The 14,041-nt window shown below is 63.8% G+C and carries 9 protein-coding genes; 6 read left to right on the forward strand and 3 right to left on the reverse strand.

Annotated features, from left to right (window positions below; all coding sequences use genetic code 11):
• The first annotated feature begins 1 nt into the window (after position 1).
• Genes NKI32_RS09145 through NKI32_RS09155 form a run of 3 tightly spaced genes read left to right on the forward strand, consistent with a single transcriptional unit; the run spans position 2 to position 2,887 of the window.
• The gene (locus tag NKI32_RS09145; RefSeq protein ID WP_023694175.1) at positions 2 to 820 is read left to right on the forward strand and encodes an ABC transporter ATP-binding protein; all 819 of its coding nucleotides are present in this window, start codon (positions 2 to 4) and stop codon (positions 818 to 820) included.
• Positions 821 to 834: 14 nt separating this feature from the next.
• Positions 835 to 2,208 carry an MlaD family protein gene (locus tag NKI32_RS09150; RefSeq protein ID WP_353002525.1) on the forward strand — a complete coding sequence of 458 codons (1,374 nt, stop codon included), beginning with the start codon at positions 835 to 837 and terminating at the stop codon, positions 2,206 to 2,208.
• Positions 2,209 to 2,245: 37 nt separating this feature from the next.
• Positions 2,246 to 2,887 carry an ABC-type transport auxiliary lipoprotein family protein gene (locus NKI32_RS09155; RefSeq protein ID WP_502897930.1) on the forward strand — a complete coding sequence of 214 codons (642 nt, stop codon included), beginning with the start codon at positions 2,246 to 2,248 and terminating at the stop codon, positions 2,885 to 2,887.
• Positions 2,888 to 3,196: 309 nt separating this feature from the next.
• On the opposite strand, the gene NKI32_RS09160 is transcribed toward NKI32_RS09155, so the two are convergent.
• The gene (locus NKI32_RS09160) at positions 3,197 to 9,406 is read right to left on the reverse strand and encodes a kinesin (protein WP_353002526.1); all 6,210 of its coding nucleotides are present in this window, start codon (positions 9,404 to 9,406) and stop codon (positions 3,197 to 3,199) included.
• Positions 9,407 to 9,719: 313 nt separating this feature from the next.
• On the opposite strand from NKI32_RS09160, the gene NKI32_RS09165 reads away from it, so the two are divergent.
• The 3 genes from NKI32_RS09165 (at position 9,720) to NKI32_RS09175 (ending at position 11,672) form a co-directional block, all read left to right on the forward strand.
• Positions 9,720 to 10,058: an Hpt domain-containing protein gene (locus tag NKI32_RS09165; RefSeq protein ID WP_023700815.1), complete on the forward strand. Its 339-nt coding sequence runs from the start codon at positions 9,720 to 9,722 to the stop codon at positions 10,056 to 10,058.
• 157 nt (positions 10,059 to 10,215) lie between these two features.
• A complete protein-coding gene (locus NKI32_RS09170; protein WP_023673507.1) occupies positions 10,216 to 10,536 on the forward strand; it encodes a 2Fe-2S iron-sulfur cluster-binding protein in 321 nt (106 codons plus the stop codon).
• A gap of 104 nt (positions 10,537 to 10,640) precedes the next feature.
• Positions 10,641 to 11,672: an NAD(P)/FAD-dependent oxidoreductase gene (locus tag NKI32_RS09175; protein ID WP_023748746.1), complete on the forward strand. Its 1,032-nt coding sequence runs from the start codon at positions 10,641 to 10,643 to the stop codon at positions 11,670 to 11,672.
• A gap of 20 nt (positions 11,673 to 11,692) precedes the next feature.
• Here the strand turns inward: NKI32_RS09175 and NKI32_RS09180 are convergent, their stop codons facing one another.
• Together NKI32_RS09180 and NKI32_RS09185 are read right to left on the reverse strand one after the other, a co-directional pair.
• Entirely contained in the window at positions 11,693 to 13,177 is a 1,485-nt protein-coding gene (locus NKI32_RS09180) for an MDR family MFS transporter (protein WP_352760031.1), read from the reverse strand.
• Between the two features lie 232 nt (positions 13,178 to 13,409).
• Positions 13,410 to 14,030, reverse strand: a complete 621-nt coding sequence (locus tag NKI32_RS09185; RefSeq protein ID WP_353002527.1) for a DUF922 domain-containing Zn-dependent protease — start codon at positions 14,028 to 14,030, stop codon at positions 13,410 to 13,412.
• Positions 14,031 to 14,041 lie beyond the last annotated feature (11 nt).

Consider the following 14,041-nt stretch of genomic DNA (forward strand, 5'->3'; position numbering starts at 1 on the left):
CATGATGCGCAGAAACTCAAAGGCGACCAAGGCTATGCAGGGAACGGGCGAAAGCGATATCGTGCTGTCGGTGCGCGACATCACCGTTGCCCTGGACGACAAGCTGATCCTCGACAAACTGGCGCTCGACATCAAGCGCGGCGAAATCCTCGGTTTCGTCGGCGCCTCGGGCGCCGGCAAATCGGTGCTGCTGCGCACGATTCTCGGCCTGCTGCACAAGCAGTCCGGCACGATCAAGCTGTTTGGCCTCGACCTCGAAAAGGCCAGCGACATCGAACGGTTGCGCATCGACATGCGCCTTGGCGTGCTTTTCCAGCACGGCGCCCTGTTTTCGGCGTTGACCGTGCAGGAAAACGTGCAGGTGCCGATGCGCGAATATCTCGATCTGCCGAAGAAACTGATGGACGAACTGGCCTTGCTCAAGATCGAACTGGTCGGCCTGCCGCCGGACGCCGCGCAAAAATTTCCCTCGGAGCTTTCGGGCGGCATGATCAAGCGCGCCGCCCTGGCGCGGGCGCTGGCGCTCGACCCCGACATCGTCTTCCTCGACGAGCCGACTTCCGGCCTCGACCCGATCAGCGCGTCCGAATTCGACGAACTGGTGGTCAAGCTGCGCGATACAATGGATCTGACGGTCTATATGGTGACGCACGATCTCGACACGCTGTTTACCGCTTGCGACCGCGTGGCGGTGCTCGGCAACAAGAAAATCCTGGTCGAAGGCACGATCGACGACATGCTGAAAAGCGAAGAACCGTGGGTCAAATCCTATTTCCGCGGAAAACGCGCTCGGCAACTTGATCTTGCCGCGCGCGCATAGACATAAGTGGGGCAATGGAAACCAGAGCCAACTACGTAATTGTCGGCATTTTCACCCTGGCTGCAATCCTGGCGGCGTTCGGGTTCGTCTATTGGACCGCCCAGATCGGTGATCGCGGCGAGACGGCGGAGCTGCGCGTGCGCATTCAGGGTTCGGCCTCCGGCCTCGGCCCCGGCAGTCTGGTGCTGTTCAACGGCGTCAAGGTCGGGGTGGTCAAGCGCGTCTATTTCGACCGCAATGACCCCAATGCCGCCATTGCTACGACCGAGATCGACCAGACAACGCCGCTCACCAAATCGACGCAGGCCGATATCGGCATCGCCAGCCTTGCTGGCCAGGTCAACATCGAATTGAAGGGCGCCGATCCAAAGGAACCAAATCTGCTGGAAGAGGCGGCAAAGGAAGGCAGGACCGCCGAGATCGTCGCCAATCCATCGGCGGTCACCAACCTGCTGCAGACGGCGCAGAATATCTTCACCCGTGCCGACAAGGTGCTTTCCGAACTCGAAGGTTTCACCAGGGATGTGCGCGGGCCGCTGACCCAGACCGTCAAGAACGCCCAGACATTTTCCGATGCGCTGGCCAGGAATGCCGATGGCATCGACAAGTTCCTGACCGCCGTCAGCGCGCTGTCGGACGAGTTGAAGGGTGTATCCGGCAAGCTCGACGGCACACTGAAGGCTGCCCAAGGCCTGCTCAATGCCGTCGACAAGGACAAGATCAAGAGCATCGTCGCCAATGTGGACGCCGTCACCGCCAATCTGAACGAGACCAGCGGACAGCTCGACGGCGTGATCAAGAACATCGATACCGCGGTCGGCTCGGTCAACGATTTCGCCAAGCGCACGCAAGGCACGCTGGCAAAGGTCGACAATGTGCTCGACGGCATCGATCCGGCACAAGTGCGCGTGGCGCTCGCCAACATTCAGAAGGCCAGCGAAAATGCCAACAAGGCCGCCGCCGACATCGCCCAGGTGACCGACAAGTTCGCCGACCGGGCCGACGACATCGACGAGACGATCAAGGACGCCAAACAGCTTGCGTCGCGCCTCAACGATGCCTCGGTGCGCGTCGACGGCATCCTGAAAAGGGTCGATACGCTGCTCGGTTCGGGCCAGGCCGACGGCGTCATGGCCGATGCCAGGGACACGCTGAAGTCGTTCAAGCAGGTCGCCGACACGCTGAACGCCCGGCTTGGCACGATCACCGACAATATTGCGCGCTTCTCGGGCCAGGGCCTGTCGAATGTCGAGGCGCTGGTCCAGGACAGCCGGCGTTCGATCAGCCGCATCGAAGAGGCGGTGACCGATCTCAGCCGCAACCCGCAGCGCATCCTGTCGGGCGGCGACGGCGAGGTCCGGCAGTTCGATGGCAGGGCACGGCGTTGACTTCCGTGCCCGCCCGCAGCAATTACATGGACCGCGGATGCGGATTCATCATACGATCCGGGGACAGTGGGGATCACGCGTGACGTTCGGGTTGGGTGGGTATAGATCGGCAGTCGTTTTGCTTGGCTTGACGCTGGCTGGTTGCGCGGCATTGGGAGGCAAGCCGGCGCCGCTCGATACGTTCGAGCTGTCCGCCCCGTCGATCGACGCCCGTGGCCACAGCCGCCGCCAGATCCTGATCGCCCAGCCCTCCGCGCTCAAGGCGCTGGACAGCCAGAACATCGTCATCAAGCCGTCAGATCGCTCGATCCAGTATCTCAAGGGCGCGCAATGGGCCGACCGGCTGCCGCTGATCGTGCAGGCGAGGCTCGCCGAAACCTTCCAGCGCTCCGGCAGCTTTGCCGGCGTCGGCAAGCCGGGCGAGGGGCTGGCGATCGACTACCAGGTGATCGTCGAGATCCGCTCCTTCGAAGTCCGCGTCAATGGTGGCGAGCATGCCGAGGTCAATCTCTTCGTGCGCATCCTGAATGACCGCAACGGCGAGGTGCGCGCCTCGAAGAGCTTCACCGCATCCGCTCCCGTTTCGGGCAGCGGCAATCCGGCCTATGTCAACGCGCTCGACAGCGCCTTCGGCGAGGCGGCGAAGGATATTGTGGGCTGGACGGATTCGGTGATCTGAGCCGGTCGAGGCTTCGAACGATCGTTCGTCGCGTTAGCCATCACTCGACCAAATATCGCAGGTTCGCGCTGACCCTCATTGCGCCGCCGGGCATTTCTCCCCGTATAGTGACGGGAGAAAGAACGCCGCCGCCAATGATTTCGCCAATTGTCACCGTTCCAGTATGGGCGGCGAGGCTGATGCCATCTCCCTTCTCCCCGTCGCTATACGGGAGAAGGTGCCGGCCGGCGGATGAGGGGCAGCGCAGACCGACGATTTTGCACAAAGAAAAGGCGGGAACTTCCCGCCTTGTCTGTGGTGTCGCCTCAATCAGTGCAAACGGCCGCTCGCATGGGCCAGCATGGTGTAGACCTTGCCGGTGTCCGACGTCAGGTAGGTCTGCGCCATGATGTTGTCGCGGTCGTTGCGCGAGACGTCCTTGAGCAGCTTCTCGAAATCGTCGCAGTAGCGGTCGACAGCGGTGCGGAACTCCGCCTCTGCCTGATATTTGCGGCGGATTTCGTCGAAGGTCTGCTGGCCCTTGAGCGTGTAGAGGCGGCGCGTGAACACGTCACGCTCGCCGCGCCGGTAGCGGTTCCACAGCTCGATCGAGGCGTCGTGGTCGATCGCCCGGGCAATATCGACCGAGAGCGAGTTGAGCGACTCCATGACATGCAGCGGCGAGCGCTGGGCGGGAGTTGCGCGCGGTGCTTCCGCGGGCGCTGCCGGCCTGGCGACTTCCTCCTCGCGCGATGCTCCGGTCAGGAGATCGCGCACCCAGCCGCCTTGCGGCGTGCGGGCGTTGGCGTCGCGCTGGCGCGGTGCTTCGGCAGGGCGTTCGATATCGAGCGTGCCACGCAGGCCGCCGAGCGGCGCCTGCGGAGCAGGGCGCTCCGGCTGTGGCGCCGGCGGCGGGCGGCGTACCGGCTCGGCCGGGCGCTGCACTGGCGCCTGCGGCGCCGGGCGCAGGGCGCGCGGTTCGGCATTGTCGCCGCCGCGTCCCGATTTCGCAACGATATCCGAAAGTTCCTTGAGCGCGTTGATCTGCTCGGCAACGGCACGGCGGATCGCCGAGGTCGATTCCTTGGCCTCTTCCGGCATCTCGATGACGCCCTTCTTGAGCTCGGCGCGGGTGAGGTCGAGCTCGCTCTTGATCGAGCTTGCGGTGCGCCGCATCTCCTCGGTCGCATCGGCGAACCGGCTGGTTGCCGAATCGACCACTTCCGTTATGGCGATCCGGATCTTGTCGGCTGATGCCAGCGTCTTGCCTTCGGCATTCTGCATCGTCTGGCCGACAAGGTTTTCGAACGAACGCATCACCTTCTCGAGGTCTTCCGACTTCTTGACCAGGCCGACGGCGAGATCTTCGAGCGACGACTGCCGCTCAAGCGTGTGCTCCAGATTGCTCTGCGCCGAGCTCAACAGATCCGAGGCCGAGGACAGCAAGCGGCTGTGCTCGTCGAACTTGGTGGCGATCGAGGCCACTTCGCGCAGGGTCGACGACGACAGTTCGGTAAGCCGCGTCGTGTTCGAATCGACCAGGCGGGCCGAGCTGGCGAAGGTCTGCGCGGCCTTTTCGGTGGTTGCCGCGAAGCTTTGCGTGCTGCCGCTCAGACGTTCGTCAACCTGGCCGAGGTTGATCGCCGCCTGTTCGATCAGCTCACCAAGCTGCGAGCTGGAGACGCTCATGCGGCCGATGAGGTCGGCGACGCTATCGGCGAGCGACGAGCGCGCGCCTTCGACGGCCGACAGCGTTTCGGCGGTGCGGCTGGCGAGCGCGTTGACGAGGGCGGCATTTTCGCTGCGCAGCTTCTCGGTCGCGCGTTCGGTGACCTCTTCCATGCTCTTTTGCAGTTCCGAGCCGCCCTGGGCGAAGCGCTCGACCAGCGGCCGCGCGGTTTCGTCCAGGATCTTCGCCATCTCGGCCGAACGCGCCGCCAGCATCGTGTTGAGCTCGCGGGTATTGGTGCCGATGGTCTTGGCAGCGTCGTTGGTGCTCTGGCCGATGTGCTGGCCGACCGCGGTAAAAGTCTCCGCAATCGTGTTGGCGCGCGAGATCAGCTGAGCTTCTGCGCTGGAAACCTGCTCGTTGAGCTTCTGACCCATCGTCTCCGTCGTATAAAGAAGGCGGTTCTCGACGTTGGCGACCTGTTCCTCGACGCGCGAAGCTGCGGACGCAACGCTCGCGGCCAGTCGCTCATCGGCGCCGGCAAGAGCCTGCTCCATCTCGCGGGCGTGGACGGCAAGTTCCTGGCCGGTCTGGCGTGCGCGTTCGGCAACACGCTGCTCGGTGCTGGCGAAGGCGCCGACGATGTTGTCGGCATGCTCGCCGATCGTCGACGTGGAGTCGGCGATGCGCGACACCAGGCGGTGATCGGCCTCGTCGAAGATGCGGCTGATCTCGGTGGCGCGGGCTGACAGCGCGTCCGAACCCTCGGCGATGCGCGAGATCAGCTGTTGGTCGGCGGCGTCGAAGATGCGGCCAAGGTCCGAGGCGCGGGCGGCCAGCGCTTCGGCGGATTCGCCGATGCGCATGCTCAGCCGCTGGTCGGCACCCTCGAAGTTACGCAGGATGTCGCCGGCGCGGTCGGCCAGCGACTGCGCCGTCTCGACCGCGCGGGCGACCAGCTTCTGGTCGGCGGCGTCGAACGTGCCGGCGATCTCGCCGGCGCGGGCAGCCAGCCGTCCGGCCGTTTCTTCGGCGCGGGCGAGCAGCGAGTTCGACGTCTCGTCATGCCGGGCAAGCAGCACGCTCGTCGTGTCTTCGGCGCGAGCAAGCAAGGCATTCGTCGTATCCTCGGCGCGAGCAAGCAGGGCGCTCGATGTGTCCTCGGCACGGGCGTGCAGACGGCGATCCGCGTCCTCGAAGGTCCGGGCGATGTCCTCGGCCCGGGCCAAAAGGGCGGCCGAGGTCTGCTCGGCACGCTCGGCGATCTTGCGGTCGGCATCACTGAAGGCAGCACCGGCCTGTTCGTGCAGCGCGCTGGTGACTTCCATCACCTTCTCACGGAGCGCGCCGGCAACGAAGACGGCGCTCTTTTCAAGCACGCTGCGGACATTGTCGACACCCACCGACAACGCGCGCTCCATGGTTCCGGCGCGCTCTTCGATGATGCCGGTCTGCTTGCTGAAGGCCTGCTCGATTTTCTCGACATCGGCAGCGATTGCCGCCGAGATATCGGTGCTTCTGCCGGCAATCTGGTCGATATGGCCCGACAGAGAGCGGTCGACGTCCTTGCGTATGTCGGCGAGCTTTGCCAGATCGTCTTCCAGCGCCTGGGTCAACATGTTGCGGCCTTCGGCCAGCTTGCCGACATGGCCGGCGATGATGTCGTCAACCTCACCGCGGCTTGCCGACAGCTTCTGCAGGTCGGCTTCCAGCGCACGTTTCAGGATGTCTCGGCCCTCGGCCAGCTTCTCGACCTGGCCTGCGACCAGTCCGTCGATGCTCGACCGGCTCTCGGCCAGCTTGGCGAGGTCGTCCTCGAGAGCCTTCGACAGCGTCGCGCGATCCCGGACGAGCTTGTCGCTGTGGCCCTCGATCAGGCTGTTGACATTTTCCAAATCCGCTTCCAGCACCCGTGCGAACTCGCCACGGTTTTCGCTCAGCTTCTGCGACTGGTCGGCAATGGCGCTCCTGATCGCATTGAGATCGGCTTCGAGCGCCCGTGTGAGGATGTCGCGGCCCTCGGCGAGCTTCTCGACCTGTCCGGCGACCAGCCCATCGATGCTGGAGCGGCTCTCCGCCAGTTTGGCGATGTCGTCTTCCAGTGCCTTTGAGAGCGCCGAACGGTCCTGGACGAGCCTGTTTTGATGATCGGCCATGATGCCGCTGACATTGTGCAGATCGTCCTGAAGCGCCTGGGATAGCGTCGAACGATCCTGGACAAGCCGGCTCGAGTGGTCGGTGATCAGGCTGTTAACATTCTGAAGGTCATCCTTAAGCGCCTGGGATAGCGTCGAACGATCCTGGACAAGCCGGTTCGAGTGGTCGGCGATCAGGCTGTTCACATTTTGCAGGTCGGCCTCCAATGCCTTGGAAAGCTGACCGCGCTCTTCCGCCACCTTGTCGGAATGACCCGCAATGGCACCCTTGATGGTGTTGAGGTCGGCTTCCAGCGCGCGCTTGAGGATATCGCGCCCCTCGGCCAGCTTCTCGACCTGGCCGGCGACCAGCCCGTCGATGCTCGACCGGCTCTCGGCGAGCTTGGCGAGGTCGGCCTCGAGCGTCTGTGACAACAGGCCACGATCGTCGGCAAGCCGGCTCGAATGGTCGGAGAGCAGGCCCCTGATGCCGGATAGGTCGTTCTCCAGCGCCTTGCTGAGTTCGGTGCGGTCCTCGGCCAGTTTCGCCGAGTGGTTCTCGATCACGCCCTTGATGCCGATAATGTCGTTTTCGAGCGCCTTGGTCAGGATGGCGCGGCCTTCGGCGATCTTTTCAACCTGGCCGGCGACCAGCCCGTCAATCGAGGCGCGGCTGTCGGCGAGCTTGCCGAGATCGGCTTCCAGGGCGCGCGACAGAATGTTGCGGCCTTCGGCCAGTTTGCCGACATGTCCGGCGACCATTTCGTCAATGATCGTACGGGCTTGCACAAGTTTTCCGGAGTCTTCATGCAAAGCCTGGTTGAGCCGGTTGCGGCCTTCTTCAAGCCGCTCGAGATGGCTGCCCAGCGACGCGTCGATGGCGGCGCGCGACTCGTTGACCTTGCGCAGATCCTCTTCCAGGGCGCGCGAGATCAGGTTGCGGCCTTCGGCCAGCTTCTGCACCTGGTTCGTTACGGCCGCATCGATGCCGGCGCGGCCCTCGGCGAACTTCGCCAGGTCTGCCTGCATGGCAGCCGCCATGCGTTCGCGGCTTTCGGACAGCTTGCGGCTGTGGTTTTCGACGGCGTCCTCGATGCCGACACGGGCATCGGCAAGCCGCTGGATGTCGGTGTCGAATGAGCGCGACACGACATGGCGGGCGGCTTCCATGCGGCCGGCGAAATCGCTGGCGCGGGCTTCGAGCATCGACGAGGTCGACGAGACGATGTCGGCCATGTCGGCGCCGATCTGGGTCTTGCCCTGATCGATCATGGCCGACAAATGATCCTTGCTCTCGGCAAAGGTGTGGGCGATCTCGCGGGCGCGCTCGACCAGCGTTTCGTTGATCTGGCGGGCGCGCGCCTCGAGCGCGGCGTTGAGCTTCTGCGTGCCGGTATCGAGTGCTTCGGCGCGGGTCTGAAATTCGCTGATCAGCGCCTGGCCGCGCTCGGCCAGTGTCCGCTCGATGCCGTTCAGGCTGGACTCGAATTCCGAGCTCAGGGTGCGGGCGGCGCCGCCGAGCAGCGACACCATGCCTGTGGTGCGGTCGTCGAGCAGGTCGGTCAGCGACCGGGTCAGGCCGTCTGTGGTGTCCGTCAGCTTGGCGATGCGGGTGTCGAGCAGCGAAGCAAAGGCTTCGCCCGATGTCGACAGCCTGTCGGTGATTGAATCCAGCCGGGTTTCGACGGAATCGAAGATCGACATCGAGCTTTCATTGATGCGGTCAATCAGCGTGTCGCCGGAATTGGTGATCGTCATCGACAGCTTGGTCGACGCGTTGAGGATAGAGTCGCGAATAATGTCGGAGGCGGCGCCGATCTCGTCCTTCAGCGTTTCATGCGCGCCGGTGATCGAGGCGCGCACGCGCTCGGCATGAGTGACGACGGCTTCGCGCTCGCTGCCCAGCCCGTCGACCAGCGACCGGATGCGCGATTCATTCTCCGAATAGGAGCGTTCGATCTGGTTGACCTCGCTGTGGACCAGCGTTTCGAGCTCGACGGCGCGCGCCAGCGTGCGCTCGATGCCTTCGCCCATCGCCGCCACTTCACGGCGAACGGCCTGGCCGATCATCATCACGCGATCCTGGGCGAGGTTTTCCGGCTCCGCCAAGCGGAAAGCCACCTCCGTCATCGACTGCGCGGCAATGCGCATTTCCTGCGCGCGGCGGATCATCGCCGCGAAGGCCCAAAACAGGACGACCGGTATGATTGCCGCGATCGCCAGGCCGATCAGTTCAGGGCGGGCCAGGATTTGATCGAATGTACGAATTTTCCAGATGCTGGGGCCAAACAGCAGATTGGCAAGGCCGCCGGCGCCGGCGATCCAGGCCAGCGACACGAACGCCACGACCCAATAGATCGTGCTCGACGCGCGCCGGTTGAGGCTGTGCAGCAGCGTCTTGTAATCTTTTTGGCGGTCATCGTTTGCCGGCTTGAAGCCGGCTGGCTGGGCGCTGTTGCGCGATTCGACCGGGCGCAGCTCGGCGGGCTTGGCTGCCGGCTTCGCACTCTGGTTTTGTTGGACGGACGCGTTTTGAGCGGGAGCGGGCTTCTGGGGGCGGCCTTCGCGCGCCAGTTCGTCCGCGGCCTGCGATATCTGCGCTTCCAGATCTTCCATCGACGCCGCGATATCGAGATCGCCGCTGCCGTCTCCGCTGAGATCGAGGTCTAGCGCCTTTTCGAGTTCCCTGGCTACGTCGCTGTCGAGAGTTCTGGTCGTCGTTGGTTTCTTCGCCATGCCTTCGCTACCCTGTACTAGCTGCCGAGGGACTTCTTATTTTTGCCTGATTCTGGCTCGTCTTATCCCACGCAGGAGGCTGAAAATGGACCTTCGTATCGTAATGACACACAGGGGTAAAGAAAACATGCATTCCGCGAGATACGTAAAACTTTAAATATAAGGTTAACGACAACGTGATCTAACCGCCTCAGCGGCAACAATTTTCCAGCCCATTCATTAACGCGTTGGCGACGGAAATCGCCTAGTTTTTTCGGCGATCGGCACAAGGAGTTTCAAATTGGTACGCGGTGAAAGCGGCATTGCCTTCTCAATGCCGGGCGGCGATGCGTCGGGACCGGCCCGTTCGCGCCCAGTGGATCTGGCCCATCTGGCCCGTCAGACAATGGGCGATCGCGCCCTCGAACAGGAGGTATTGGCACTGTTCGTACAGCAGGCGCTTTCCGTCCGCGACAGAATAGTCGATGCCGACATCAGGGAGCGACTGCTTCTGGCGCATGGGCTGAAAGGTTCGGCGCGCGGGGTCGGCGCCTTTGCCATCGCCGACTGCGCCACCTCGATCGAACAGCAGCCGGAAGATGCGCGCATCCTCAAGCGCCTCGGCACCCTGATCGAGGAAGTGCGCGATTTCATCGCCGCCATCAGCCGGTAATGGCTGCCGCTCGGCAGCGGCCACCGGGATGAATCGACGGGGCCAGGGCGTGCTTTGGCCAGCTTTCCGAAAAAACGTCACAAAGCGGCGCTTTCGCGCGGCAGTTGACTTGTCCGGCGGAGTGATTATCTCGGCTGGGACTCCCTTCAGGTGACAAATGACCAAGCTGACCTTCATTGCCCATGACGGCACTCCTTTCGATGTCGAGGCCGAAAACGGCTCGACCGTCATGGAGAATGCGATCCGTAGCGCGGTGCCGGGCATCGAGGCAGAATGCGGCGGCGCCTGCGCCTGCGCGACCTGCCATGTCTATGTCGACGAAGCCTGGACGGCCGAGGTCGGCGAGCCGGAGGCGATGGAAGAGGACATGCTGGACTTTGCCTATGACGTCCAGCCGAACTCGCGCCTGTCCTGCCAGATCAAGGTGCGCGACGCGCTTGACGGCCTCGTCGTGCGCGTGCCGGCTCGCCAGGGTTGATCTCCCGTAGCATCTGATTTTTCCCGCCGCCGCTTGGCAGCGGGCCAATGCTCATGCAGTCTCGCGCCAGTTTCGGCCCAGTTTGACAATGAGGCTCGCCTGGCATGACCGATATAATCAAGACGGACGCACTCATTGTCGGGGCGGGGCCGGTCGGCCTGTTCGCCGTGTTCGAACTCGGCCTCTTCGACATGAAGTGCCATCTGATCGATATCCTCGACCGGCCCGGCGGTCAATGCGCCGAACTCTATCCGGAAAAGCCGATCTACGACATTCCAGGCTGGCCCTCGATCTCGGCGCAAGGGCTGGTCGACAAACTGCTCGAGCAAATTCAACCGTTCAAGCCGGATTTTACCTTCAACCGCATGGTCTCCAGCCTGGAAAAGCTGGACGACGGCTCATTTCGGGTCACCACCGACGAGAACGAGGTGTTCGAAGCCAAGGTGGTGGTGATCGCCGCCGGTGGCGGCTCGTTCCAGCCCAAGCGGCCGCCCATTCCCGGCATCGAGGCCTATGAGGGCAGGAGCGTCTTCTATTCGGTGCGCCGTATGGAGGAATTCCGCGGCCACGACCTCGTCATCGTCGGTGGCGGCGATTCCGCACTCGACTGGACGCTGAACCTGCAGCCGGTGGCAAAAAGCGTGACACTGGTCCACCGGCGCGCGGAATTCAGGGCGGCGCCCGACAGCGTCAACAAGATGTATGCCATGCAGGAGATGAAGCAGCTGGAGTTCCGGGTCGGCCAGGTGAGCGGCCTGACCGGCGCCGACGGCGAGCTGGCCTCTGCTACCATCAAGGGCGGGCCTGACGGCGACATCGAGGTGCCGTGCACGCGCATGCTGCCGTTCTTCGGCCTGACCATGAAGCTCGGCCCGATCGCCGAATGGGGGCTCAACCTTCATGAGAACCTCATCCCGGTCGATACCGAGAAATTCCAGACTTCGGTGCCAGGCATCTTTGCCGTCGGCGACATCAACTGGTACCCAGGCAAGCTGAAGCTGATCCTGTCGGGTTTTCACGAGGTGGCGCTGATGGCGCAGGCCGCCAAGCGCATCATCAGCCCGGGCGAGCGCATCGTCTTCCAGTACACGACGTCGTCGACCAGCCTGCAGAAGAAGCTCGGCGTCGTGGAGTAGGTCCTACAGGGCTTTCCGGATCACTCCACCAGAACGACCGGCGCCTCGGCGTCGTCGCGGCCGCGCAGTGACTTCTCCGGCATCAGCGCCAGCGTGATCAGCGCCAGCACGAGCGTGACGGCCGCGGCAAGGAAGATCATCATGAAGGGCGTCGCCGAGACGATCTGTCCGGCAGCCGGCGCGCCTTCGCCGGCAAGCGGCAGGCCATAGCCGAGCGCGACGGCGCCGAGCATGGCGACGCCGAGCGCGCTGCCCAGCGAACGCAGGAAGGTCAGCACGCCGGTGGCAACGCCGAGATGCGCGCGGTCGACGGCGTTCTGCACCGATACGGTGGCGACCGGGAAGGTGGTGCCGCTTCCAAGGCCGATGCAGATGGTCAAGAGCTCGACCACCAGCAGCGAGGCGCGGCCGGCGACCAGGCTGAGCACGCCAAGACAGATAATGGCGAAGAGAACGCCGACCATGGCGATACGCTTGTAGTGGAAGAAGCGCGGTATCGTGCGGCCGCTGAACGTCGCGCCGGCGACCGTTCCGAGCAGCAGGCCGAGCATGGCAAGGCCCGACTGGCTGACCGACAGGCCGATGATCGACTGCAGATAGACCGGCAGATACACCGACAGGCCGATATTGGCGGCCTGCAGCAGGAACATCGACGCCGTGCCGGCAAGCACGATCGGATTGCTCAGCACTTCAAGCGAGATCAGCGGCTCGGCCGCACGCATCAGCCGCAAAGCGAACGCAGCCCAGAAGACCGCCGAACAGGCGAGCAGGCCGACGATCTCGCGCGAAGCCCATGGATAGGCGCTGCCGCCCCAGTTGAGGGCCAAAAGCAGCAATGCCGTCGCCACCACCAGAAGCAGCGCGCCCGGCGCGTCGATGCGATGCCGCTTTGCGGCGACCGGCAGTTTGCGCAGCGGCTTGTTGATGATGGCCATGGCCAAGATGCCGAGCGGGATGTTGATCCAGAAGATCAGCGACCAATGGAGATGTTCGGCAAATCCGCCGCCGAGCAAAGGCCCGGCGATGCTGGCGACAGCCCAGGTGCCCGAAATCCAGGCGGCATAGCGCGCGCGTTCGCGCGGCGGCACCAGGTCGCCGATGACGATCTGCGCCAGGGCGAACAGGCCGCCGCCGCCCGCACCCTGGATCGCCCGGCCGATGACCAGCACGAACATGTTGGGGGCCATGGCGCTGACCAGCGATCCCAGAAGGAAGATCAGGATCGCCGCATAGACGGTCGGCCGGCGGCCATAGACGTCGGAAATCTTGCCGTAGAGCGGCGCCATGGCCGTCGCCGTCAGGAGATATCCGGTCACGATCCACGGCAGGTAGTCGGCGTGGCCGAGCGAACGGCCGATGGTCGGCATGGCCGGCGCGACGATGGTCTGGTCGAGCGCCGCCAGCAGCATCGACAAAAGGATGCCGGCGATGATGACGTTCTTCTCGCTTTCCGTAAGCGGCGCGGCGGGCGCCACCCTAGCCGGCTTGTCGACAGCCTGGTCCATATCAGTGCATCCACAGTGTCTGCGAGCGATTGCGCGGCGCCAATGGCCGCTCCGCTATACGCCGCCTCGATTGGTCTTGATCTGGTGTTTCGAAGCTCGCGCCTTGCCACCTGACATATCTTGCGAGCCTGACATAGGTCGTCCCGTATAGGCCGATTTCGACCTTTGCCCGAAAATTTTCTGGGGCTGGCCTCATGTTTCGGCAGAATTGGCTTGGTATCAGCCCTGTGGTTCAGCCGGGCGGAAGCTGGCCGTTCTGGACGCGCTGCATGCGGTAGCGCAGCAGCCGCAGGATGCGGCTTTCGAAATTCACGCCTTCGACGCGGTCGAAGCGCAACTGGTCCTGGTCATGCCTGGCGAGTTCGGCCGCGGTGATCTGCGCCGCCTTCGCCTTTGCCCCGGCGCAGGTCTTTTGCGCAAAGCTCGCGTTCAGCGTGTCTTCGAGCAGGCGGCCGTGGTTCTTGGCGATCTCGACATGACGCTCCTCATGGCGCTTGATGTCGGCCGACAGGGTGTCCCAGAACAGCCTGACATCGGGATCGGCCTTGCGCGGCCTGCGCCACTCCGGAAGGATGACCTTGACCTTGACGGTAACGGCGGCCTTGGCGATGCGGCAGGTGTCTGCGGTTTGCGCGTAGCTGATGCGGGTGGTGAACGCCATCTGGGTGGCGCCTGGATGCCGCATCCCGGTGCTTTTCACCTCGGGTCCATGCTTCGACAATTGCGTCTCGATGTCATCGAGCGTGCTGCCGCCGATGGCAAAATAGCTGTAGGTCTTCACCAGATTGGCAGCATTCGCCGGCAGGACGGTCAAAGCCAGCATCAGGGCGCAGAGCAGGGGTCGTTTCATCATGTTGCCTCTTC

Origin of the sequence: Mesorhizobium sp. M0761, from assembly GCF_040320205.1 — a bacterium.
Lineage (GTDB): Bacteria > Pseudomonadota > Alphaproteobacteria > Rhizobiales > Rhizobiaceae > Mesorhizobium.